Origin of the sequence: Paraburkholderia unamae (genome assembly GCF_003268775.1) — a bacterium.
In the GTDB taxonomy this organism is placed as follows: Bacteria; Pseudomonadota; Gammaproteobacteria; order Burkholderiales; family Burkholderiaceae; genus Paraburkholderia; species Paraburkholderia unamae.
In genome coordinates this window covers 300,842-322,246 of the sequence record NZ_QLSU01000005.1, presented here as the reverse complement: position 1 = coordinate 322,246, position 21,405 = coordinate 300,842, and the positions used below count along the sequence as shown (strand labels likewise).

Here is a 21,405-nt window from a genome sequence, read left to right as displayed (position 1 = left end):
CGAAGCGGGCGGGTGGCATTCAGGCGACACCACCTACGCCACCCGACTCGCAAACATGTCCCAGTGCCTGAGTCATGGCGTTCGCGCGCGTGGAGTCGTAGCGCGTGAGTTCCTTCCAGCTCGCCACCGACCGTGCGACGCGCGCCGGACAATCCGGCGCCTGACGCATCGGCTGCACGCGAGCGAGCGCGCCGATCAACCGCGCGGTGAGCTGGTCGAGTTGCGGCCGGGTGGCGGTGGCGAGATCCGGCGCCGGGTCGCTCGGCGCCTGCGAGGTGCGCCACGTGTCGAACAGCGACTTTTGCACCTGCGTGCTTGCATCGATCTGATCGCGGAAGAAGGTACGCGCAAACGCGGGGTCGACGCCGGCCGCCGCGGCGCGCTTCTGGACATCGGCGAGCAGGGCGTCTTCGCGGGGCGTATCGGTGATCGGCTTGTGGTGTTGCCACTTCCAGTGCGCGACCGGTTCGGCGAGCGCGAGGCGCTGCGAAACGAGTGCGACGAGGTTGGTGAGCGCGGTGTCGTCGCCATCGGCATGGGCGGACGTGAACGGTAGGGCGAAAAGCATCGCGGCGGCGCAACGCGCGCTCGTACGGATGAAAAAAGACATGGAGTGGGAAGAGGCCGGCAGGGAAAAGCGAAGCATAGCCGGTTATGCTGTGCCTGCGGTCGGCAGCGACGCAGTCGTTTCGAGCGACCGCAGAGAAGCGCGCACGCAATCAAGCGTGCCAATCAAACGCATCAACTAATCAGACAGGCATCGCGAGCACAACGTCGCGCGCAGAATTAACGCGCGCAAGCCCGCATTGCGCCTGTCAGCAGTGCGCATGCTGATACGCACACGCCTTTGCGCCGCGTGTGCGTTCCCCGTCACTTCTGTTCGTGTGCCTTGCGTTGCTCGTCAAGAAATGCCCGCACGTGAGCGGGCAATTCATCGCCGAGAAACTCGACGGCCACCGGTTCCGGATCCGGGCTGAAAACTTGGTCCGGGGTCGGAATCCTTGGCGGTTTGGCGTCCATGATCATTCTCCTGTGTAAGCCGATTATCCGGCTCGGCACTTCAATTGCGCTAGCCCCGCTTGCGGTAACAGTGCTTTTCCGGCGCGCGTGTTGCTTTATTCGGACAGCGATACAAATGATTAACGGCGCGGGAATATAATTGTCGAGATGTTCTTCGTCATGCACCATGCCGCATGAATCGCCATGTCGCGCATTCGGCATGCCACGGCTGCTGCCCCGCACAATCCCTCAGTCGCTCGCCCCGCAACCGCTGAGCCACGCGCTCGCAGGCGTCATGTCGCGCTCGCGTGACGCTGTGCCGCACGCTCGCTGCGAGCTTGCCTGCATGGCGCGACAGCGCCACCCATCTACAACGGTTGATTATGCGATCGCGTTGACGTCGAAACGTTAATAAGAATTAAAACTATGTAAGCGTCCGTTTCTCTCCAATCGGCGGATTAATACTTTCGCTCGCCAGCATTGGCCTGTGATTTAACGATCGTGCGTGCATAAATCGCCACGCGCAAAGACGTGGCGTCCTGGCAAACGCCGTAAATTCGTTACGATTGCGTGGCCGGCGGCGCGGGCACGCGTTGCACATGGGCATGATTGGCGGGCGTCGCGCGCACATCGACCTGGCCGTGAATGCGCGCCTGATGACCGTCAGCGAACATGTAGTACGGAAACGGATGGGCGGGTTCGGAGGCCGCGTCGAGGCGCGCAACCAGTTCCGGCGCGAGCGCGAATTCGAGCGCGCCGAGCGATTGCTCCAGTTGCGAGGCCTGGGTTGCGCCGACGATGATGCTCGCGACGCCTCGTTTCTGATACAGCCAGTTCAGGGCGACTTGCGCCATCGGCCGGTTGGCCTCGTGGGCGACGCGCTCCAACTCTGCGACGATCGCGAAGTTGCGCGGCGAAAGCTTGTCGAAGCCAGGCGGCGGCTTGGCGCCCACCGTTTGCAGACGGCCCTCGCCGGACACACCCGCAAGACCCGAAGCGTTGTGAGCGCCATCAGCGCTAGTTTGCGAGGGCCGGTATTTGCCCGACAGCACGCCCATGCCGAGTGGACTCCACGGCACGAGGCCCATGCCGAGTTGGGTCGCGAGATCCGCAAACTCGTGTTCCGCGTTGCGCTCGATCAGCGAGTATTCGAGCTGCATGGCCGCGACCGGTTCGAAGCCGCGCCAGTCGGCGAGCGTCTGCGCGCGGCCCGCGTACCAGGCCGGAACGTCGGAAAGGCCCACGTAGCGGATCTTGCCCGCGCGCACCGCGTCGTCCATGGCGCGCATGACTTCGTCGACGGGCGTCATGCGATCCCACGTGTGCAGGTAATAGAGATCGATGTAGTCGGTGCCGAGGCGCTTGAGCGAACCCTCCAGCGCGCGCAGCAGATTCTTGCGATGGTTGCCGCCTGCATTCGGATTGCCCGATTTCGCGTTGTAGGAGTATTTGGTCGCGATGACGAGCCGCTCGCGCAAACCACGCGCCGCCGCGAAGCGGCCGACCCACGATTCGCTTGTGCCCTCGGTGTAAAGGTCGGCGGTGTCGATGAAGTTGCCGCCCGCATCGACGTAAAGATCGAAGAGTCGCCGTGCGGTGGCTTCGTCGGCGCCCCAGCCCCATTCGGTGCCGAACGTCATCGTGCCGAGAGCAATGGGGCTCACGCGCAGCCCGGAACGGCCCAGCAGGGTATAGCGATCGAGTTTCATGGCGGGTTCCTCAAGGAAGGAGCAGTAAAGACGAGGCCATCTTGCGCTTTTCCTTTTTGTGGAAAAATCGGGTTCACTTGAAATGACTGTGAAGCGGTACTTCACAATGGAGACGCCATGGATCCGATTACGAGCGCCAGCCCTGCGGCCCAGAGCCTCGCGGGCCGCCTGCCCGCGCTGCTGGCGGTCGCCGCCGTCGCGCGGCATGGCAGTTTTACGCGGGCCGCCGCCGCCGCGGGCTTCTCGACTTCGGCGCTCTCGCAAACCGTGCGCGCACTCGAAGCGCAACTCGGCGTGAGGCTCTTCAATCGCACGACACGCCGCGTCGCGCTCACCGAAGCGGGCGCGCTGTTCCTCGCGCGCGTGCAGCCCGCGCTCGCCCAGATCGAGGAGGCGTTCGACGCGCTCGATGCTTCGCGCGACCAGGCAGCCGGCACGCTGCGCATCAACTTGCCGCGCGTGGCGAGCGAGCTGCTCGTGCTGCCGCATCTCGCGGAGTTCATGGAGCGCCACCCACAGATCAAACTCGAGCTCGCGCTCGACGACGGTTTCGCCGATCTGGTGGGCGAGGGTTTCGACGCGGGCATCCGGCTGGGCGAATCGGTCGCGCCCGGCATGGTCGCGATGCCGATCGGCGGCCCGATCCGTATCGCGGTGGTGGGTGCGCCGGATTACTTCAGACGTCATGCCCGGCCCGAGACTCCCGACGATCTGGCCGCGCACGATTGCCTGCATTACCGTTTCGCGACGGGCGGCGTCTACCGCTGGGAGTTTGCGCAGCCCGACGACCCGCAGCGCGTATTCGACGTGCTCACCACAGGGCGTTTCGTGACCAACGACCTGCGCACGATGGTGCGGGCCGCGGAGCAGGGCGTGGGCCTGCTGCACGTGATCGAGGACTACGTGCGGGCGCCGCTCGAGCGCGGCAGTCTCGTGCCGGTGCTGGAGGCGTGGTGCCCGTCGTTTCCGGGCTTCTATTTGTATACGGCGGGACGCGCGCAGCTACCGCCCAAGCTGCGCGTGTTCATCGACTTCTTGCGGGCCAAACGCACGAGCGCTTGAAATCGCGCAGCCGTTTTCAGACATGTCTGATTCGGTAGCGTGCCGATCTTATTTATCTTTAAAAAGTACAGACGCGGAGGCCGCCCGGGCCCGAGCGCACCGCCCAGATCGAACCCGACCCGCGCGCCACCGATGCGGCGGGAATTCACGATGAGCCACCCCGTCACCGCATCGGCCGAGACATCGGCCGACACTACGGCCGACACTTCGGCCACACACGCCCGCGCGAGCGAACCGCTTGCGCTCGCAGACCTGCACTTCCAGGCCGGGCGAACGTGCGAGGCGTTGCTCGCCTATCAGGATGTGCTCACGCGAGAGCCGCGCCACGCGCACGCGTTGCACCGCGTGGCGCTCTCTTATTTTCGCGACGGGCAACGCGACCTTGCGCGCGACTACCTGGAGCGCGCCATCAACGTGTCGCCCGAGCGCGCCGAACTATGGGAGCATCGCGGTTTGCTGGCCGCGCTGGAGAAAGCCCACGTCGTGGCCGAAGCGTTATACCGCCGCGCGATCGCGCTCAGCGGCGGGACGGCCAGCGAGCATCGCAACCTGGCCGATGTGCTGAAGCTCGCGGGGCGCCGGGCCGAGGCGCGCATGCATTACGAGAAGGCGCTCGAATTCGATCCCACGTTGCATGACGCCATGCGGCGTCTTGCAGCGCTTTGCCTCGAGGACGAACGCTTCGAAGAAGCTGTGGTCTGGTCTCGCCGCGCGTACGAGTCAGGCGCTTCCCGTCTTGCCGATGGTCTCGATTTGCTGAAGGCGCTCGCTGGTCTCGGACATGCCTCCGGGTTGAACGCGCAGATCACGCAAATGCGCGCGGCCTTCGCGCGGGACGGCGCGGCGCTCGAAAGCCTCGCCTTGCGGCTCAACGAAATCCATCGCTTCGACGCAGCATACGAGGTGGCGCTTCAGGGGCTCGCCGTCGACGCCACGCGCGGCAAGCTGCACCATTACGCGAGCTACGCCTTGAACATGCTCGGCGAGCATGCGCGCATGCGGCACCACGCCGACGAGGCGGCGCGCCTCTTGCCCGACGACGAGCCCGTGCAGTTCAACGCGGCCGTCGCGATGTTGCGCGACGGCGACTTCGAGCGCGGCTGGCGGCATTACCACTGGCACGAGCGTCTGGCGTGCAACAGCACGCTGGTGCGTCCCGGTTTCGCGGAGTGGTCGGGCGAACCGGTGAGCGGGCGGCGCTTCTTGCTTGTAGGCGAGCAGGGGTTGGGCGACCAGCTTCAGTCCTTGCGCTACGCCGCGTGGCTGGAGCGCCAGGGCGCGACGGTCGACGTCTGGGTGGACAAGGCGATTGCCGACGTGGCGGCCCGCGCGCACGGCGTGCACCGGGTCTGGACCACGCTGCCGCCTGGTGCCTACGACTTCTGGAGCCGCATGTTTCGGCTTCCTGAGCATATGAAGCTGACGCTGGACAGGCTGCCGCTGGCGATGCCTTATCTCGGGGCGCCGCTCGACCTCATCGAGCGCTGGCGCGCGCGGCTCGCTGGCGGGGAGCCGCGTGGCGCGCGCAGGCTGCGCGTGGGCCTCGTCTGGGCGGGCAACCCCGATTACGAATTCGACCGCTACCGATCGCTCGCGTTACGCACCATGCAGCCCGTGCTTGAGCGGGGCGGGGTGTCGTGGTTCTCGCTGCAAAAGGGCGCTGCGCAAAGCGAACTGGAGGCATTGCCTGCCGGCATCGACATTGCGCCGCTCGGGCGGGAAATATCGAGCTTCATGGACACGCTCGCCATCGTCCAGTCGCTCGACCTCGTGATTACCGTCGATACATCGGTCGCGCATCTCGCGGGTGCGGTGGGCGTGCCGGTGTGGATCTTGCTGCCGACCTGCACCGACTGGCGCTGGATGACGAAGCGAACCGATAGCCCGTGGTATCCCTCGGCGCGGCTTTTCAGGCAGCGCGAACTCGGGCGTTGGGATGAGGTGATCGAGGAGATGGGGGCGGCGCTCGATGCGTTGCCGCCAAAGGCGTGACGCAGTGGCCTCAGGGCGCGCTGAAAAGCAAAAAGCCCAGTCCGAAGACTGGGCTTTTGCTTGAATCCTGGTGCCGGAAAGAGGAATCGAACCCCCGACCTTCGCATTACGAATGCGCTGCTCTACCGTCTGAGCTATTCCGGCGCTGCATCAGAGAAGAAAGATTATAGGAAAGAGCCTCAGACTATGCAAGCCCTTTCTTCATCTTTTTTTATTTTTTCGCTTCGTGGTGATAGCGGGTCACACGCTCGACCTCGTTCTTCGAGCCGAGGAACACGGCAACGCGCTCGTGCAGGCTCTTCGGCTGGATGTCGAGGATGCGTTGTTCGCCATTGGTCGCCACGCCGCCCGCCTGTTCGACGATGAACGACATCGGGTTCGCTTCGTACATCAGACGCAGCTTGCCCGGCTTCGACGGGTCACGCTTGTCGGCCGGATACATGAAGATGCCGCCGCGGTTCAGGATACGGTGCACGTCGGCGACCATCGAGGCGATCCAGCGCATGTTGAAGTTGTCGCCGCGCGGGCCGTCCTTACCCTCGTTCAACTCGCCAACGTACTTCTGCACCGGCTCATACCAGTGGCGCGCGTTCGACGCATTGATCGCGTATTCGCGCGTGTCTTCCGGAATGCGCATGTTGCTTTGCGTGAGCACCCACGAGCCCAGTTCGCGGTCGAGCGTGAAGCAGTTCACGCCGTTGCCGGTCGTGAGCACGAGCACCGTTTGCGGGCCGTACACCGCGTAGCCGGCGGCGACCTGCTGCGTGCCGGGCTGGAGGAACGATTCTTCGGTGGCCTGCTTGCCGTCCGGGCAGCGCAGCACCGAGAAGATCGTGCCGATCGACACGTTCACGTCGATGTTCGACGAGCCGTCGAGCGGGTCGAACACGAGCAGGTATTCGCCCTTCGGGTAGTTGGCCGGGATCGGGAAGAACGTTTCCATTTCCTCCGAGGCCATCGCGGCGAGATTGCCGCCCCATTCGTTGGCGTCGAGCAGAATTTCGTTCGAGAGGATGTCGAGATTCTTCTGCACTTCGCCCTGGACGTTCTCGCTGCCGGCCGTGCCGAGGGCGTCGCCGAGCGCGCCCTTGCTGACGTTGAAGCTGATCGCCTTGCACGCGCGTGCGACGACTTCGATCAACAGGCGCAGGTCGGCGGGCAGGTTGCTGTGCTGGCGCTGCTGCTCGATCAGGTACTTGGTGAGGGTGGTGCGACGTTGCAAAGCCATTGCAGTACTCCGGATGCGCTTAGGGATGTCGCAATTCTACCCGCTCGACTGTGACCGGCCGCCGCGCAGCCGCGCAAAATAAAGCGCCGGAGCGTGCGCGGGCTTGACCGTGCGCGCTTTCGCGCGTCGGCCGGCCTGCTCGTGCCGCCAAAAATAATCACGAAAAAAAAGCGTAAAAAAACCGGCGCGAAGGCCGGTTGCCGGGTTGCCGGGTGATCGCGCGGCGGCTTGAACCTGCACAAGCGCGCCGCGCCTATTGTCTGATCAAGCCAGCGCTTTCTCGACGATCTCGCGCACGTCGCGCGATTTCGCCTCGGCGGCCACACGCTCCAGCGCCGCGCGCATTGCTTCGCGCAGCGCGGGCGTGAAGCGGCGCCACAGTTCGAGATTGCGGGCGAGGCGCGCCGCGACTTGCGGGTTGAGCGCGTCGAGCGCGATCACCTGGTCCGCCCAGAACGCGTAGCCCGAGCCGTCGGCGGCGTGGAACTGCGCGGGGTTCGCGGCGCAGAAGCTGAAGATCAGCGAGCGGGCGCGGTTCGGGTTCTTGATGTTGAACGCGGGGTGAACCATGAGCGCGCGCACGGTTTCGATGGTCGGGCGTTGCGCCGTGCCGCGCTGCGTGGCCTGGAGCGCAAACCACTTGTCGATGACGAGCGGCTCCTTTTCGAAGCGCACATAGAAGTCTTCGAGCGCCTTGCGCGCGACGTCGCCGCCGCTCGCCGCCTGGGCGTTCAGCAGCGCGGAAAGCGCCGCCGAGCGGTCGGTCATGTTGTTCGCCGCATCGTACTGCGCCGTCGCGAGACGCACGGCTTCGGCGGAATCGTCGAGTTCCGAGAGATACGAGAGCGCGAGATTCTTCAGCCCGCGATGACCGGCCGCCTCGGGCGTCGGCTCGTATGCGCCCGGCGTGACATTGCGCTCGTAGGCCGCAAGCCATTCGGCCTTGAGTGCCGTGGCCAGTTGCTTGCGCACGAACTGACGCGCCGTGTGCACGGCGGCAGGATCGGATTGGGCCATTTGCTCGGCGAGATACGTTTCCGAAGGCAGCATGAGCGCAAGCTCGCGGAACGACGGCGAGAGCAATTCGTCGGTCAGCACGCGGTGGAAGGCATCGACGAGTGCGACGTTGATTTCGAGCGGCTGGCCGGCGGCGGCGCGGCTGGCGAGCGCAAGCAGTTCACGCGTGGCGAGGCGCTGGCCCGCTTCCCAGCGGTTGAACGCGTCGCTGTCGTGCGCGAGCAGGAACGCGAGTTCGTCGTTGCCGTAGTCGTAGTCGACGATGACGGGCGCCGAGAAGTTGCGCAGCAGCGAGGGCAGGGGCTTGGCCGGCACGTCGGCGAACGTGAAGGTCTGCTGCGTTTCGGTGAGTTCGAGCACGCGCGTCGTGCCGTGCGCGGCGGCTTCGCCTTCGAGACGCAGCGGCAGGTCCGCGCCGCCCGCGCCGATCAGGCCGATCGCAAACGGAATGTGCAGCGGGCCCTTTTGCGTTTCGCGCGCGGCGGGCGAGCCGTTGGCGTAGCCCTGCGTGAGCGTCACGCTGTAGCAGCGCGTGCCTTCGTCGTAGCTCGTCGTCACGGCGACGCGCGGCGTGCCCGCCTGGCTGTACCAGCGCTCGAATTGCGCGAGGTCGCGGCCGTTGGCGTCGGCCATCGCGTGGCGGAAGTCGTCGCAGGTCACGGCCTGGCCGTCGTGGCGCTGGAAGTACAGGTCCATGCCTTTACGGAAGCCGTCGCGGCCGAGCAGCGTTTGATACATCCGCACGACTTCCGCGCCTTTTTCGTAGACGGTCATCGTGTAGAAGTTGTTGATCTCCACGTAGCTTTCCGGGCGCACCGGGTGCGCCATCGGGCCCGCGTCTTCGGCGAACTGCATCTGGCGCAGCACGCGCACGTCCTCGATGCGCTTGGTGGCGCGCGCCGCTTCGTTCTCGTCGCCGCCCGACATCGCCGCCGAGAACTCCTGGTCGCGGAACACCGTGAGGCCTTCCTTCAGGCTCAGCTGGAACCAGTCGCGGCAGGTCACGCGGTTGCCGGTCCAGTTGTGGAAGTACTCGTGGCCAACCACGGCTTCGATGTTCGCGAAGTCGACGTCGGTGGCCGTTTCCGGATTCGCGAGCACGTACTTCGTGTTGAAGATGTTGAGCCCCTTGTTCTCCATCGCGCCCATGTTGAAGTCGCTCACGGCGACGATCATGAAGCGGTCGAGGTCGAGTTCGAGGCCAAAGCGCTGTTCGTCCCAGTGGATCGAGTGGACGAGCGAGTCCATCGCATGGCGCGTCTTGTCGAGATCGTGCGGCTCGACCCACACCTGGAGCAGCTTTTCCTTGCCGGAGCCGCTCTGGATGCGCTCTTCCAGCGCCACCAGCTTGCCCGCCACGAGCGCGAACAGATAGCTCGGCTTGCGGAACGGGTCTTCCCATTTCGCATAGTGGCGGCCATCGGGCAGGTCGCCCTCGGCGATCAGGTTGCCGTTCGAGAGCAGCACCGGGTAGGCGAGCTTGTCGGCGCGCAGCGTGACCGTGTAGGTCGCCATCACGTCCGGGCGGTCGAGGAACCAGGTGATGCGGCGAAAGCCTTCGGCCTCGCACTGCGTGAAGAAGTTGCCGCTCGACACGTACAGGCCCGAAAGCGTGGTGTTGGCGGCGGGGTCGCACGCACCGGTGAGCGTGAGCTCGAAGGCGTCGGGCACGTTTTCGACCGTGAGGCCGTGCTCGTGCGCGCGCACGTTCGCGTAGGGCTTGCCGTCGATGGCCGCGCCGATGAATTCGAGCTGTTCGCCCATCAGTTCGAGATGCGCGGCGCCGGCGGCTTGCGCGGCCGCCGGATTGCGGCGCACGCGCAGCGTGCTCTTGACGACGGTGCGCTCGGGCGCGAGGTCGAATTCGAGGTCGACGGTATCGATCAGAAAAGCGGGCGGCGCGTAGTCTTCGCGGCGGATCACGGTGGGCGTGGCGGTATCGGACATGGTCTGGATAGGGGGCGCGTCAGATCGGGGTGGATCGGAGTGGCCGGCTGCCCGGGTCAGGAGAGCGCGGCGGATCGCCCCATTGTACAAAGGCTCGGGCCGCTTTGTCCGTCTGCGCCCGCGCGCTCTCGCGCGGCCCTGTGGCCCCCGAACTTTCGCGCGGCGGCGCGAGTCAGTATGATCGGGCTTCCGCGCCGGGCAATGGCCTCGCCCGGCGGACACATAATCAGGCGCGACCGGGCGACATGCGTACAAGACATGCGCACGGAATAAGCGCTGCGGCTGGATCGTATCGGAGAGAGCGGCCCCACAACTGCACTTTTCCAACCGAGGCAACACTGCTACGAGAAGACCATGATGCACGATCGATGGACCCGCCGCGCCCTCCTGATGCTGGCGGCGCTCGCCCTCACGCTTTCCGGCTGCACGACCTACGTGACGAGCCAGGTGACCGCTTTCTCCGCATGGGACGGCGGCAGCGACGCCACGCGCACCTTTGCGTTCAAACGCAGTCCCGAACAGAGCCAGAGCATCGAGCAGAGCACTTACGAGCAGTTCGTCGCCAACGGGCTCGCCATGCATGCGTTTCGCCTCGTGGCCGAGCCGCAGGCGCGCTATCTCGTGGGGCTCGCCTACGGCAGCCGCACGGACACGGTGACGGTTGCGCAGCCCGTGTTCTACAACCCCTGGCCGGGCCCGTACTGGGGGCCGTGGAATCCGTGGGGCGCGTGGGGACCGTATCAGCCCGCGTACGTGAACCAGACCTACCCGGTGTACTCGCATGCGCTCGGCATTCGCATCAGCGACAGGGCGAGCGGCAAGGAGGTCTATAACGTGACGGCGCGCACCTCGGGCGACGATCCGTCGCTCGTGCGCGTGATGCCTTTCCTCGTGCAGAGCGCGTTGGGGAATTTCCCGCTGGCCAACGGCACGGTGACCGAGGTCAAGATTCCGCTCGGCAAGAGCGGTGGCGCGGCGAACGAGACCGGTGCGCCGCCCGCGCAGGCCCCGGCGGGTGCGGGGCAGGCAAGCGCGGCGCCCACAGGAAGCGCGCCGGCGAAGTAGGCGCTCCTGGTCGCGCCTTCCACACAGGCGCGACCGGCCGGGCGGGCCGGTGCAGTCAGCGGCGCGCGCCGTCGCGGCTGTGCACGCGTTTGCCCGCGGCGTAGGTCTCGAACACGGTGCGGTCGTCGCCCAGCAGCGCGAGGGCGAACAACAACTCCTCCAGCGATTCGGCGCGCGCGGTGCGCCGCGCCAGCAACGGCGTGGCCTGCGCATCGAGCACGACGAAATCCGCTTCGCTGCCGGGCGCGAGCGTGCCGATCTTGCCGGCGAGATCGAGCGCCTGCGCCGCGCCCGCCGTCGCGAGCCAGAACATGCGCGTGGCCGTGAGGTGATGGCCGCCCATGCGCGCCACCTTGTGCGCTTCGTTCATCGTTTGCAGCATCGAGAACGAGGTGCCGCCGCCCACGTCGGTGGCGAGCGTCACGGGCATCGACGACGCGCCCGCCTTGTCGAAGTCGAACAGGCCACTGCCGAGGAACAGGTTCGAGGTCGGGCAGTGCGCGGCGACCGTGCCGGTGTCCGCCATGCGGCGGCGGTCTTCGTCGTCGAGCCAGATGCAGTGGCCGTACACGGCGCGGCGGCGCAACAGGCCGTAGTGATCGTAGACGTCGAGATAGCTGCGATGGCCCGGAAACAACTCCTTGACCCACTTCACCTCGTCCGGGTTTTCGGCCACGTGGCTCTGGATGAAGATGTCCGCATGCGCTTTCGCGAGCGCGCCGCACGCTTCGAGCTGCGCTTCGGTCGACGTGGGCGCAAAGCGCGGCGTGAGCGCGTACATCTGGCGCCCGCGGTTGTGCCAGCGGCCGATCAGCTCGGCGCTGTCGTCGTAGCCCGTTTGCGGCGTGTCGCGCAGGAACTCGGGGCAATGGCGGTCCATCAGCACCTTGCCCGCGACCATGCGCAGGTTCTTCGCCTCGCTCGCGGTGAAAAGCGCGTCGGCCGACTGCTTGTGCACGGTGCAGTAGACGAGCGCCGTGGTCGTGCCGCAGGCGAGCAGTTCGTCGACGAAAAAGCGCGCCGTATCCTGCGCCACCGCTTCGTTTTCGAAGCCGCGCTCGGTCGGGAACGTGTAGGTGTCCAGCCACGGCAGCAGACCTGGCGCGGGCGAGGCGATCATGTCCGTCTGCGGGTAGTGGATGTGCGTGTCGATGAAGCCCGGCACGATCAGCTTGTCGCGCAGGTCGTGGACCGTCGCGCCATCGCTCACACGCGACTTGAGCGCGGACCACGCGCCCGAGGCGACCACGTGGCCGTCTTCGACGATCACGACGCCGTCTTCGTCAAAGACAGCGGCGTCGGACGATTGCGCAGGGTCGCCGGTGAACGTCAACAGTTTTGCGCGGTAAGCCGATTGAGTCATGGGAACTTCGTCTCCGATAAATTCAGGTAGTCGTCCAGTGCATGCCCCGCATGGCGCGCGCCGCTCCTGAAAACGCAGCGCGCGAGGACCCACGGCCCGGCGCTCGCGCGCCGGGCCGGATTCGTGTGACAGCCCGGGCTGGGGCTTGCTGTGCGGACGAGTCCGCGTTTAGGTCGGCGCTTTACGTCACGCTGTCCGTGACGCTTTATGCCGTTGCGCGATTCCAGTTCGCGTCGAGTTTCGCGATCAGCGCGGCGCGTTCTTCGGGCGTCACGAACGAGGCCTCGAAGCCGTTGCGCAGGATCGTGTACACCTCGTCGCTGTCGAGCTTGAGTGCTTCGATGATCGCGCGGTAGTTCTCGTTGACGTAGCCGCCGAAGTACGCGGGGTCGTCGGAGTTGACGGTCACCGCCACGCCCTTGTCGAGCAGCGCCTTGAGCGTGTGTTGCGTCATGTCGTCGAACACGCACAGCTTGGTGTTCGAAAGCGGGCACACGGTGAGCGCCACGCGCGTATCGGCCAGACGCGTGACGAGCGCCGCGTCTTCGATGCTGCGCACGCCGTGATCGACGCGATCGACCTTGAGCAGATCGAGCGCCTCATAGATGTACGAGGGCGGGCCTTCTTCGCCCGCGTGCGCGACGAGCTTCAGGCCCATCGCACGCGCCTGCTCGAACACGCGCTCGAATTTCGAAGGCGGATGGCCGCGCTCGGACGAATCGAGGCCCACGCCGATGAGGCGCGCATAGCGCGCGAACAGCGGGCGCGCGGCTTCGAAGGTGGCGAGCGCATCGGCTTCGCTCAGGTGGCGCAGGAAGCACAGGATCAGCTTGCTCGTGAGGCCGCGCTTTTCGGCGTCGGCGAGCGCGCGATCGATGCCCGCGACCACCGTTTCGATCGCCACGCCACGCTCGGTGTGCGTTTGCGGGTCGAAGAAAATTTCGGTGTGCACGACGTTGTCCGCGAGCGCGCGCTCGCAGTACGCCATCGTCATGTCGTAGAAGTCCTGCTCCGTGAGCAGCACGCTCGCACCTGCGTAGTAGATGTCGAGGAACGATTGCAGGTCGGTGAATGCGTAGGCTGCGCGCAGCGCCTCGATCGAGTCGTAGGCGAGCGTCACGTTGTTGCGCTGGGCGAGTGCGAAGATCAGCTCGGGTTCGAGCGAGCCTTCGATGTGGATGTGCAACTCGGCCTTCGGCGCGTTGGCGGCCTTTTCGACGAGCGCGCTTGCGTTGGCAGCGGCGTTATCGGTGTTGGCGGTGGTCGTGATCGTCATGGTCGGTTCGATTCGCTTATGGGTTCATCAGTGTGTGACATCACGCGCGATGGGTTGCAGATTCGGATGCGGTTGAGCAGGCGCTCGCCAGCTTCGCGGCCTCGATCGCCTGGAGCAGTTGCGCGGCGGCCGAGACGGCGATCACTTCGGGCGACTTGTCGACGATGCCGTCCACGCCGAGCGGGCAGTTCATGCGCGCGATCTGCATGGGGTCGATGCCGCGCGCGGCGAGCCGGTGCTCGAACTGCTTGCGCTTCGTGTGCGAGCCGATCATGCCGAAGAACACGAAGTCGCCGCGGCGCAGGATGCGCTCGGCGAGATCGAGATCGCGCGAATGATCGTGCGTCATCACGATGAAGCTCGTGCCGGGCGGGGCCGTATCGACGGCTTCGTCGGGCGCGTCGTTGGCGTCGATCGCGACATTCGGCGCGTTGAGCAGCGCGAACGCCTCGGGCGTCGGAAACGCGGCGTCGCGCTCGTCGACCCACAGCACGCGGCAGGGCAGCGTGCCGAGCACGCGCACGAGCGCCGCGCCCACGTGCCCTGCGCCGAACAGCACCACGGGGAAGTCGTTCGGCGCGATGGTCTCGGTGAGAAGCGTCGTGCCGCCGGTTTCCCACAGGAGGCAATCCGGCGCCTGCGCGGCCGGTTCCGGCTCGCTGAGCATGACCGCATCGGTCGCGGCGGCCGCCGAGGTCGCCGCGGCATGGCCTTCCGGGCTCCCGTTGCGCGAGGAGCGGAATGATACGCTACGCACGGTCGATGCGCCCGTCGCGAGCCGGCGCGCGAGCGTGGCGATCCAGCCGAGGTCGGCCACGTCGAGGCGCTCGAATGCGAGCACCACGGCGCCGCCGCAGCACTGGCCGAGGCTCGGCCCGAGCGCGAGCCGCTCCAGACGCCGCGCATGCGGCGTGCGCATGCCGTCGCGCAGCACCTGGCGGGCGATCTCGATGGCCTTCCATTCGAGGTGGCCGCCGCCTATCGTGTGGCGGGCCGCTTCGCGCGTGACGATCATCTTCGTGCCGGCCTCGCGCGGCGCCGACCCTTCGATGCGCGCGACGGTGACCAGCACCGCGGCGTCGCCGTGCGCGAGCAGTTGCTGCAAATCGGAAAGCCAGGCTTGCATCTGGCGGTTCTCCCTACAGGGCGGCACGTTCTGGCAGGTGCCGCCGGTTAATCTGAATCACTGCGCGTGATCGCGCTCCTTCACGGTTGGAGTGCGGGGCGCTCCGGCGGTTCGCTCGCTTGCAGCGCCTTCAACGCATCGAGCGCGTCCAGAATCGCTTCGGGCGTTGCGGGCGCGCGCAGCGGCGCGGCCTCGCGCGCTTCGGGCACCGCCGCGCCCACGGCGTCGCGAATCGCGAGAAATACCGAGAACGGCAAAAGCAGGGGCGGTTCGCCCACGGCTTTCGAGCGAAACACGCTCGGTTCGACATTGTCGTTGCCGCCGTCGCGATAGAGCTGCACGTGAAATGCCTCCGGCGTGTCGCTCACGGCCGGAATCTTGTACGTGGAAGGTGCGTGCGTCATGAGCCGTCCGTCGCCGTTCCACCAGAGCTCCTCGGTCGTGAGCCAGCCCATGCCCTGAATAAAGCCGCCTTCCACCTGGCCGAGATCGATGGCCGGATTGATCGACTGGCCCGCATCGTGCAGCAAGTCGGCGCGTACGAGCTTCCATTCGCCCGTGAGCGTGTCGACGACCACCTCGGACACCGCCGCGCCATAGGCGAAGTAGTAGAACGGGTGGCCGGTGAGCGTGCGCGCGTCCCAGTGCACCTTGGGCGTGGCGTAAAAGCCGTCGGACCACAGTTGCACGCGCTTGAGATACGCGAGTTCGACGAATTCGCCAAACGCAATCGCGCTGCCGTTCGCGCGCACCTGGCCGTCTTCGAACCTCACGTCCTCCGGCGCGCCGCCGTACTGCGCGGCGGCGAACGCCGCGAGGCGCGCGCGGATCGCAAGCGCGGCGTCCTCCGCGGCCTTGCCGTTCAGGTCGCTGCCGGTGGAGGCCGCCGTCGCCGACGTGTTGGCCACTTTCGACGTATCGGCGGCGCTCACGCGCACGCGTGCGATCGGCAAACCGAGCGTGCCCGCCACGACCTGCGCGACCTTGGTGTTGAGCCCCTGGCCCATTTCGGTGCCGCCGTGATTCACGAGCACGGAGCCGTCGCGGTAGACGTGCACGAGCGCGCCCGCCTGGTTCAGATGCGGCACGTTGAACGAGATGCCGAACTTGACCGGCGTGAGCGCGATGCCGCGCTTGAGCACCGGGCTCGCACGGTTGTACGCGGCCAGGGCCGCGCGGCGCTCGCGATAGCGGCTCGACGCGAGCAACGCGTCGGTGAGCGGCGCGAGCACGTTGTCCTCCACGCGCTGGCCGTAGGGCGTGATGTCGCGCTCGCCGATGCCGTAGTAGTTCGCGCGCCGTACGTCGAGCGGATCGCGGCCTAGCGCCTTCGCGATCTCGTCGAGCATCACCTCCATCACGAGCGCGCCCTGCGGGCCGCCAAAGCCGCGAAACGCCGTGTTCGACTGCGTATTCGTCTTGCAGCAAAGCGCGACGATTTCGACGTCGGAAAGAAAGTAGGCGTTGTCGAAGTGGCAGACCGCGCGCGTCGCGACCGCGCCCGAGAGGTCGGCGGAATAGCCCGCGCGCAGCGCGATCTCGACGCGCGCGCCCACGAGGCGGCCGTCGTCGTCGTAGCCCGCTTCGTACGCATAGCGCGCGTCGTGGCGCTTGCCGGTGATCATGAAGTCGTCGTCGCGGTCGGCGCGCAGCTTCACGGGTCGTTGCAGCGTGTGCGCGGCGAGCGCCGCGACGCATGCGAACAGCGCCGACTGCGATTCCTTGCCGCCGAAACCGCCGCCCATGCGTCGGCATTCGCAGATCACGCGATGCGCGGGCCAGCCGAGCAGATGCGCGATGACCTGCTGCATTTCGCTCGGGTGCTGCGTCGAACTGTAGACGAGCATGCCCGTTTGTTCCTGCGGCAGCGCGTAAGCGACCTGGCCTTCGAGATAGAACTGCTCCTGGCCGCCCACGGTGAACGTGCCCGCCAGACGATGCGGCGCAGAGGCGATGCGCTCGTTCGGCGCGCCGCGCACGAGGCGTAGCGGCGGCAGCACGTAATGCTGGCGCTTGCGTGCTTCGTCGATGGTGAGCACCGGTTCCAGCGGCTCGTAGCGCACCACGTCTTCGCTGGCGGCGAGCGCAGCGGCGCGGCGCGCGAGTTCGTGGGTCGTCGCGACCACCGCGAACACGGGCTGCCCCAGGTATTGCACGACGTCGGTCGCGAGCACCGGATCGTCGTGGATCACCGGGCCGCAGTCGTTGGCGCCGGGAATGTCGGCGGCGCTCAGCACGGCCAGCACGCCCGGCGACGAGCGCACGCGTTCGAGATCGAGCGCGACGATGCGCGCGTGCGCATGGCGCGCGAGGCCGAGCGCCGCGTGCACCGTGCCGTGCAGTTCGGGGATGTCGTCGGTGTAGCGCGCCTCGCCGCTCACGTGCGCTTCGGCCGATTCATGCGGCAGCGGCGCGCCGAGCGCGCATTCGCGGGCAGGTTCGGTGCCTGGCGCACTGCCGTGCTCCGGGCGCATGACGAGCGGTTCGGCCTCGTAGTTCATGGCGTGCCTCCGGCGGCTGCCGCCGCGTCGTCGCCCTCGCCTTCGGCGAAGGCGAACGCGTTGACGTCGCACAGCGCGAGCGGCGCGTCGTCGCGCGTTTCGAGCCAGCAGCGCCACAGCAGGTTGCGCGCAACCTTCAGGCGATACGCGCTGCTCGCGCGCATGTCGGTGAGCGGCTGGTAGTCGGTGGCGAGCGCATCCATCGCGCGCTGCGCGCTGTGGTCGTCCCAGGGCACGCCGGTGAGCACGGCCTCGGCGTGCGCCGCGCGTTGCGGCACGGCCGCCATGCCGCCGTAGGCCACGCGCGCGCTGGCGATCGAGCCGTCGTCGCGCACGTCGAGCGCAAACGCCGCGCACACCGCCGAAATATCCTGGTCGTAGCGCTTCGAGACCTTGTACGTGCGAAAGCGCAGCGTCGGCGCGGGCCGCGGCACGCGGATCGCCACGACGAATTCGCCCGCTTCGAGCGCGTTCTTTTGATAGCCGGTGTAGAACGCCGCGAGCGACAGCGTGCGCACGCGCGCCGCGCGGCGCAGCACGAGCGTGGCGTCGAGCGCGAGCAGCGCGGGCATCGAGTCGCCGATCGGCGAGCCGTTCGCGACATTGCCCCCGAGCGTGCCCGCATTGCGGATCGGCAGCGAGGCAAAGCGCGCCCACAGTTCAGCGAGTTCGGGGTAGTCGGTGGCGAGCGCCGCATAGGCTTCTTCGAGCGGGACGGCCGCGCCGATCGATATCGTCTGCGCGTCGCGCCCGATCGTCCTGAGCTCCGCGACGTTGCCCGTATAGATGAGGTCGCCCAGATCGCGGAACTGCTTCGTGACCCACAGGCCGACGTCGGTGCTGCCCGCGAGCACGCGCGCCTCGGGGTGCGCGGCGCGCAGCGCGGCAAATGCGTCGAGCGTGCGCGGCGCGTAAAACGTGCTTTCGCCGGACGCGGCGCCACGCACATCCGGCCCGCGATATTCGAAGGTGCCGGGCCGTTGCAGCGCGCGCAGTTGCGACTCCACGCGCGCGCGGTCCAGCGCCACGCGCGGGTGACAGGTTTCGTCGAACATGCGCAGCGCGGCGTCGACGATCGGCCGGTAGCCGGTGCAACGGCACAGGTTGCCCGAGAGCGCCTGAGCGATTTCGTCGCGACCGGGTAGCCCCGCGCCCGCAGGCTGGTTCTCGTAGAGCGCCCACATCGACATTACGAAACCCGGCGTGCAAAAGCCGCACTGCGAGCCGTGGCAATCGACCATCGCCTGCTGGACGGGGTGCAGCGCGCCGTCAGGCTGACGCAGGTCTTCCACGGTGTAGAGCGCGCAGCCGTCCAGGGTGGGCAGGAACTGGATGCAGGCGTTGACCGCCTTGAGCGCGAGACGGCCTTCGTCATCGAGCTCGCCCACGACGACCGTGCACGCGCCGCAGTCGCCTTCGGCGCAGCCTTCCTTGGTGCCGCAGGCGCGCAGATCCTCGCGCAGGTGCTGAAGCACGGTGCGCGTGGGAGGCAGGTCGCGCACTTCGTGCACGGCGCCTCGGTGGAGGAAGCGGATGGTTTGCGTTGTCATGGTGAACCCGGGGACATTGCGGATCAGGCGCGCGTTACGAGAGGGGCGCGCCAAAGCCGGCCTCGCGCACGTAGATCGCCATCCAGTTCCGAAGATAGCACCGCTCGCGTCGCGAAAGTATTTCCCCCGCAAGATGTGGGTTATGTGATTTGGGTCATGACGCCGCGACGCGACGACGCACGGTTTAGCACGCCTTGATGCGGGAATTGTGCCGTGCGGGACGGGATCGTGCGCAGGTCGAGCGCGATTTGCGGGCGACGCGCAAAGCTGTCGCGCAGGCGGGGATGACGCGCCACCGCATGGCCGGGTGGCGGGCGGAGAAAGGGGCGCATGGCGCCCCCTGGGGACGATTTAGCGGCGGATGCCGGGCCAGGACACCTGGCGGCGCCGGTTGCGCCACAGGCTCGCGATCACGGCAAGGAACGCGATGACGAATGCGAGCAGCGACCACATGGGGATGGTGAGCCCCAGCGTGGGCGCGTACGTGGTTTCGCACAGACCCTGCACCTTGAACACGCCGGGCAGCCAGTGCGCGGGCGGCAATCCGTCGATGATGGGTTGCAGCGTGTCGAAGCCGCAACTGAAGCTCGGGAACGCCTGCACCCAGACGAGCCGCGCGGCCGCGATCGCGCCGCCGAGCGCCGACAGCGCGACGAGCGCTTCGAGCACGCGCACGCCGCTCCAGCTCGTCATGCGCGCACCGAGGAAGGCGAAAACCGCAATCAGGATGAGGAAGTAGCGCCCGAGGATGCACAGCGGGCAGGGGTCCTGGTGCTCGGCATACTGGAAGTAGAGTGCGCCGGCCAGCAGCGCGAGGCAGATTACGCCAAGGAGGACCAGGAGGCGGCGCTCGCGGCGCAACAGCGCGTTATCGTCGTTCATGTGGCTCGTTCGTTCGGGTTGTCTTGGCGCAGCGCGAGAGTCGCTGCGACGGCGTGACGGGATTCTAGCGCGAAGGTTGCGCGCGGCGCGGACGTGTCCTTGCTCGCGCGCAGGGGTTGACTGCGCTGCATGGACGCGGGTCAGCGCAGCGGCGCGAGCACTGCCTCGACGCCGCGGCCGATGGCGAGCAGCGCGTCGTCGTGGCCGGGCGCGGCGGCGAGCATCAACCCGACCGGCGCCGCGCCATAGTGGTGGCACGGCAACGAGAGTGCGCAGCTATCGAGAAAGTTGAACGCGCTCGGGTTGCGCAGCACGAGCGCGTTGGTGCGTGCGAAGACCTCGTCGTCGGCGGCGAGCGGTGCGGCGGGCGGTGGCGCGATCGGCACGGTCGGTGCGATCACGGCGTCGAAGCGCGACCAGAGCGTGGCCTGCGCTTCTTCCATCATGGCCGCGCGCGCGGCGACGAGATCCAGATAATCGGCGGCCGTGGCGCTCTCGCCCCTCAGGATGCGCACCAGCACGCGCGGGTCGTACTGGTCGCGATGCTTCGCAATCCACTCGCGATGCCACGCATAGGCCTCCATCGGCGAGAAGCCGATGCGGTTGATCTCGCCAAGGCGCTCGAAGGCGGCGAAGCGGACTTCGCTCACGATCGCGCCGGCCGCGTCCAGATGCTTGAGCGCCGTATCGATCGTTTCCGCGACTTCGGGGTCCACGCCGTCGGTCACATAATTGGTGAGCACGCCAAGGCGCACGCCTTCCAGGTGGCGCGCGGCCGGCACATTCGGCGCGAGCCCCGCGAGCAGGCGGTCCACGAGCGCGCAGCACGCCACCGTGTTGCCGATCGGGCCAAACGAGTCGAGCGTGGGCGAGAGCGGCACGCCGCCCGTTTTCGGAATGCGGGCGGCAGTGGGTTTGAAGCCCGTCAGGCCGCAGAACGCGGCGGGAATGCGAATGGAGCCGCCCGTGTCGGTGCCGAGTGCGACGGCGGCCATGCCGTCCGCGACCGAGGCTGCCGCGCCCGAGGACGAGCCGCCCGCCACCCGCGCGTCGCCTGCCACGCCGCGGTGCCAGGGCGAGAGCGGTGTGCCGTAGTGCGGATTCAGCCCGAGCCCCGAGAACGCGAATTCGCTCATGTTCGTGCGCCCGACCAGCACCGCGCCCGCATGGCGCAGCCGCGCGACGGCGGCGGCGTCCTCCTTGGCGGGCGCCGCATTCGCGAGCGCCGTGGAGCCCGCGCGCGTGACTTCGCCCGCCACGTCGAACAGATCCTTCACCGAGACGGGAATGCCCGCGAGCGGTGACAGCACGGTGCCGGACGCGCGCAGCCGGTCGTGCGCGTCGGCGGCGGCGCGCACGCGTTCGGCGTCGACGTGCGTGAACACGGTCGCGCCCTGGCCGGCCGGGTCGGCAATGCGCTCGAGCGCGGTTTCGGCGAGCGCGCGGCTCGTCGTGCGGCCCGCGGCGAGATCGGCGGCAAGCTGGGCGAGGGGAGGGAACGGGGCGAAAGCGGGAGCGGTGGTCATGGCGGCGGAAGACTCGGTCAATGCGCGGCGGCGCGCTGCGCGAAGGTCGGCGGAGCAGAACGGGCGGGCCGCCGGCGCAAGGCGCCGAGGGCGGACGGCGCCTGCAAGGGTCGCATCATTGTAGGTCGGCTTTTTTCCTTGCGGGCGATTTGGCTCGCGCCA

At 67.3% G+C, this 21,405-nt stretch carries 15 protein-coding genes and 1 tRNA gene; 3 read left to right on the top strand and 13 right to left on the bottom strand.

The features are described 5' to 3' along the window. Window positions 1-19: 19 nt before the first annotated feature. From C7401_RS10930 to C7401_RS10925, 3 genes are all read right to left on the bottom strand, one after another. Window positions 20-610 (bottom strand): chorismate mutase, encoded by a 591-nt coding sequence (locus C7401_RS10930; RefSeq protein WP_112171383.1) that lies wholly within the window; start codon window positions 608-610, stop codon window positions 20-22. Window positions 611-870: 260 nt separating this feature from the next. Beyond that, window positions 871-1,020: a hypothetical protein gene (locus tag C7401_RS44925; protein WP_027795377.1), complete on the bottom strand. Its 150-nt coding sequence runs from the start codon at window positions 1,018-1,020 to the stop codon at window positions 871-873. A gap of 539 nt (window positions 1,021-1,559) precedes the next feature. Beyond that, window positions 1,560-2,708 (bottom strand): aldo/keto reductase, encoded by a 1,149-nt coding sequence (locus tag C7401_RS10925; protein ID WP_112171382.1) that lies wholly within the window; start codon window positions 2,706-2,708, stop codon window positions 1,560-1,562. Between the two features lie 117 nt (window positions 2,709-2,825). Here C7401_RS10925 and C7401_RS10920 point away from each other — a divergent pair, with 117 nt between their 5' ends. After that, a complete protein-coding gene (locus tag C7401_RS10920; RefSeq protein WP_112171381.1) occupies window positions 2,826-3,770 on the top strand; it encodes a LysR family transcriptional regulator in 945 nt (314 codons plus the stop codon). 150 nt (window positions 3,771-3,920) lie between these two features. After that, on the top strand, window positions 3,921-5,762 hold the full coding sequence (locus C7401_RS10915; RefSeq protein ID WP_112171482.1) for a tetratricopeptide repeat-containing glycosyltransferase family protein: 1,842 nt from the start codon (window positions 3,921-3,923) through the stop codon (window positions 5,760-5,762). 68 nt (window positions 5,763-5,830) lie between these two features. Here the strand turns inward: C7401_RS10915 and C7401_RS10910 are convergent. From C7401_RS10910 to pepN, 3 genes are all read right to left on the bottom strand, one after another. Next, window positions 5,831-5,906, bottom strand: a tRNA-Thr gene (locus C7401_RS10910). A 67-nt stretch (window positions 5,907-5,973) separates the two neighbouring features. Beyond that, window positions 5,974-6,990 carry a class 1 fructose-bisphosphatase gene (locus C7401_RS10905; protein ID WP_112171380.1) on the bottom strand — a complete coding sequence of 339 codons (1,017 nt, stop codon included), beginning with the start codon at window positions 6,988-6,990 and terminating at the stop codon, window positions 5,974-5,976. A gap of 264 nt (window positions 6,991-7,254) precedes the next feature. After that, window positions 7,255-9,954 (bottom strand): aminopeptidase N, encoded by a 2,700-nt coding sequence (gene pepN / locus C7401_RS10900; RefSeq protein ID WP_112171379.1) that lies wholly within the window; start codon window positions 9,952-9,954, stop codon window positions 7,255-7,257. A 354-nt stretch (window positions 9,955-10,308) separates the two neighbouring features. Between pepN and C7401_RS10895 the strand changes: the two genes are divergently transcribed. Next, on the top strand, window positions 10,309-11,019 hold the full coding sequence (locus C7401_RS10895) for a DUF4136 domain-containing protein (protein ID WP_112171378.1): 711 nt from the start codon (window positions 10,309-10,311) through the stop codon (window positions 11,017-11,019). A 55-nt stretch (window positions 11,020-11,074) separates the two neighbouring features. Here C7401_RS10895 and guaD read toward each other — a convergent pair whose 3' ends face one another. The 7 genes from guaD to C7401_RS10855 form a co-directional block, all read right to left on the bottom strand. Beyond that, complete coding sequence (gene guaD / locus C7401_RS10890) at window positions 11,075-12,382, bottom strand: guanine deaminase (protein WP_112171377.1); 1,308 nt, start codon at window positions 12,380-12,382, stop codon at window positions 11,075-11,077. Between the two features lie 205 nt (window positions 12,383-12,587). After that, window positions 12,588-13,658, bottom strand: coding sequence for an adenosine deaminase (locus tag C7401_RS10885; protein WP_112171376.1), 1,071 nt, complete (start codon window positions 13,656-13,658; stop codon window positions 12,588-12,590). Between the two features lie 40 nt (window positions 13,659-13,698). Next, entirely contained in the window at window positions 13,699-14,784 is a 1,086-nt protein-coding gene (gene xdhC, locus C7401_RS10880) for a xanthine dehydrogenase accessory protein XdhC (RefSeq protein ID WP_112171375.1), read from the bottom strand. An 80-nt stretch (window positions 14,785-14,864) separates the two neighbouring features. Continuing rightward, window positions 14,865-17,258 carry a xanthine dehydrogenase molybdopterin binding subunit gene (gene xdhB / locus C7401_RS10875; protein WP_112171481.1) on the bottom strand — a complete coding sequence of 798 codons (2,394 nt, stop codon included), beginning with the start codon at window positions 17,256-17,258 and terminating at the stop codon, window positions 14,865-14,867. 23 nt (window positions 17,259-17,281) lie between these two features. Next, complete coding sequence (gene xdhA, locus C7401_RS10870; protein ID WP_112171374.1) at window positions 17,282-18,835, bottom strand: xanthine dehydrogenase small subunit; 1,554 nt, start codon at window positions 18,833-18,835, stop codon at window positions 17,282-17,284. Window positions 18,836-19,186: 351 nt separating this feature from the next. Then, window positions 19,187-19,717: a disulfide bond formation protein B gene (locus C7401_RS10860; RefSeq protein WP_112171372.1), complete on the bottom strand. Its 531-nt coding sequence runs from the start codon at window positions 19,715-19,717 to the stop codon at window positions 19,187-19,189. A gap of 140 nt (window positions 19,718-19,857) precedes the next feature. Further along, entirely contained in the window at window positions 19,858-21,243 is a 1,386-nt protein-coding gene (locus C7401_RS10855; RefSeq protein ID WP_112171371.1) for an amidase, read from the bottom strand. Window positions 21,244-21,405: the final 162 nt, after the last annotated feature.

What these genes read in the sequence shown, in the direction of transcription:
- C7401_RS10930 (WP_112171383.1), bottom strand. Translation starts at nt 610, where the DNA reads ATGTCTTTTTTCATCCGTACGAGCGCGCGTTGCGCCGCCGCGATGCTT.
- C7401_RS44925 (WP_027795377.1), bottom strand. Translation starts at nt 1,020, where the DNA reads ATGGACGCCAAACCGCCAAGGATTCCGACCCCGGACCAAGTTTTCAGC.
- C7401_RS10925 (WP_112171382.1), bottom strand. Translation starts at nt 2,708, where the DNA reads ATGAAACTCGATCGCTATACCCTGCTGGGCCGTTCCGGGCTGCGCGTG.
- C7401_RS10920 (WP_112171381.1), top strand. Translation starts at nt 2,826, where the DNA reads ATGGATCCGATTACGAGCGCCAGCCCTGCGGCCCAGAGCCTCGCGGGC.
- C7401_RS10915 (WP_112171482.1), top strand. Translation starts at nt 3,921, where the DNA reads ATGAGCCACCCCGTCACCGCATCGGCCGAGACATCGGCCGACACTACG.
- C7401_RS10905 (WP_112171380.1), bottom strand. Translation starts at nt 6,990, where the DNA reads ATGGCTTTGCAACGTCGCACCACCCTCACCAAGTACCTGATCGAGCAG.
- pepN (WP_112171379.1), bottom strand. Translation starts at nt 9,954, where the DNA reads ATGTCCGATACCGCCACGCCCACCGTGATCCGCCGCGAAGACTACGCG.
- C7401_RS10895 (WP_112171378.1), top strand. Translation starts at nt 10,309, where the DNA reads ATGATGCACGATCGATGGACCCGCCGCGCCCTCCTGATGCTGGCGGCG.
- guaD (WP_112171377.1), bottom strand. Translation starts at nt 12,382, where the DNA reads ATGACTCAATCGGCTTACCGCGCAAAACTGTTGACGTTCACCGGCGAC.
- C7401_RS10885 (WP_112171376.1), bottom strand. Translation starts at nt 13,658, where the DNA reads ATGACGATCACGACCACCGCCAACACCGATAACGCCGCTGCCAACGCA.
- xdhC (WP_112171375.1), bottom strand. Translation starts at nt 14,784, where the DNA reads ATGCAAGCCTGGCTTTCCGATTTGCAGCAACTGCTCGCGCACGGCGAC.
- xdhB (WP_112171481.1), bottom strand. Translation starts at nt 17,258, where the DNA reads ATGCGCCCGGAGCACGGCAGTGCGCCAGGCACCGAACCTGCCCGCGAA.
- xdhA (WP_112171374.1), bottom strand. Translation starts at nt 18,835, where the DNA reads ATGACAACGCAAACCATCCGCTTCCTCCACCGAGGCGCCGTGCACGAA.
- C7401_RS10860 (WP_112171372.1), bottom strand. Translation starts at nt 19,717, where the DNA reads ATGAACGACGATAACGCGCTGTTGCGCCGCGAGCGCCGCCTCCTGGTC.
- C7401_RS10855 (WP_112171371.1), bottom strand. Translation starts at nt 21,243, where the DNA reads ATGACCACCGCTCCCGCTTTCGCCCCGTTCCCTCCCCTCGCCCAGCTT.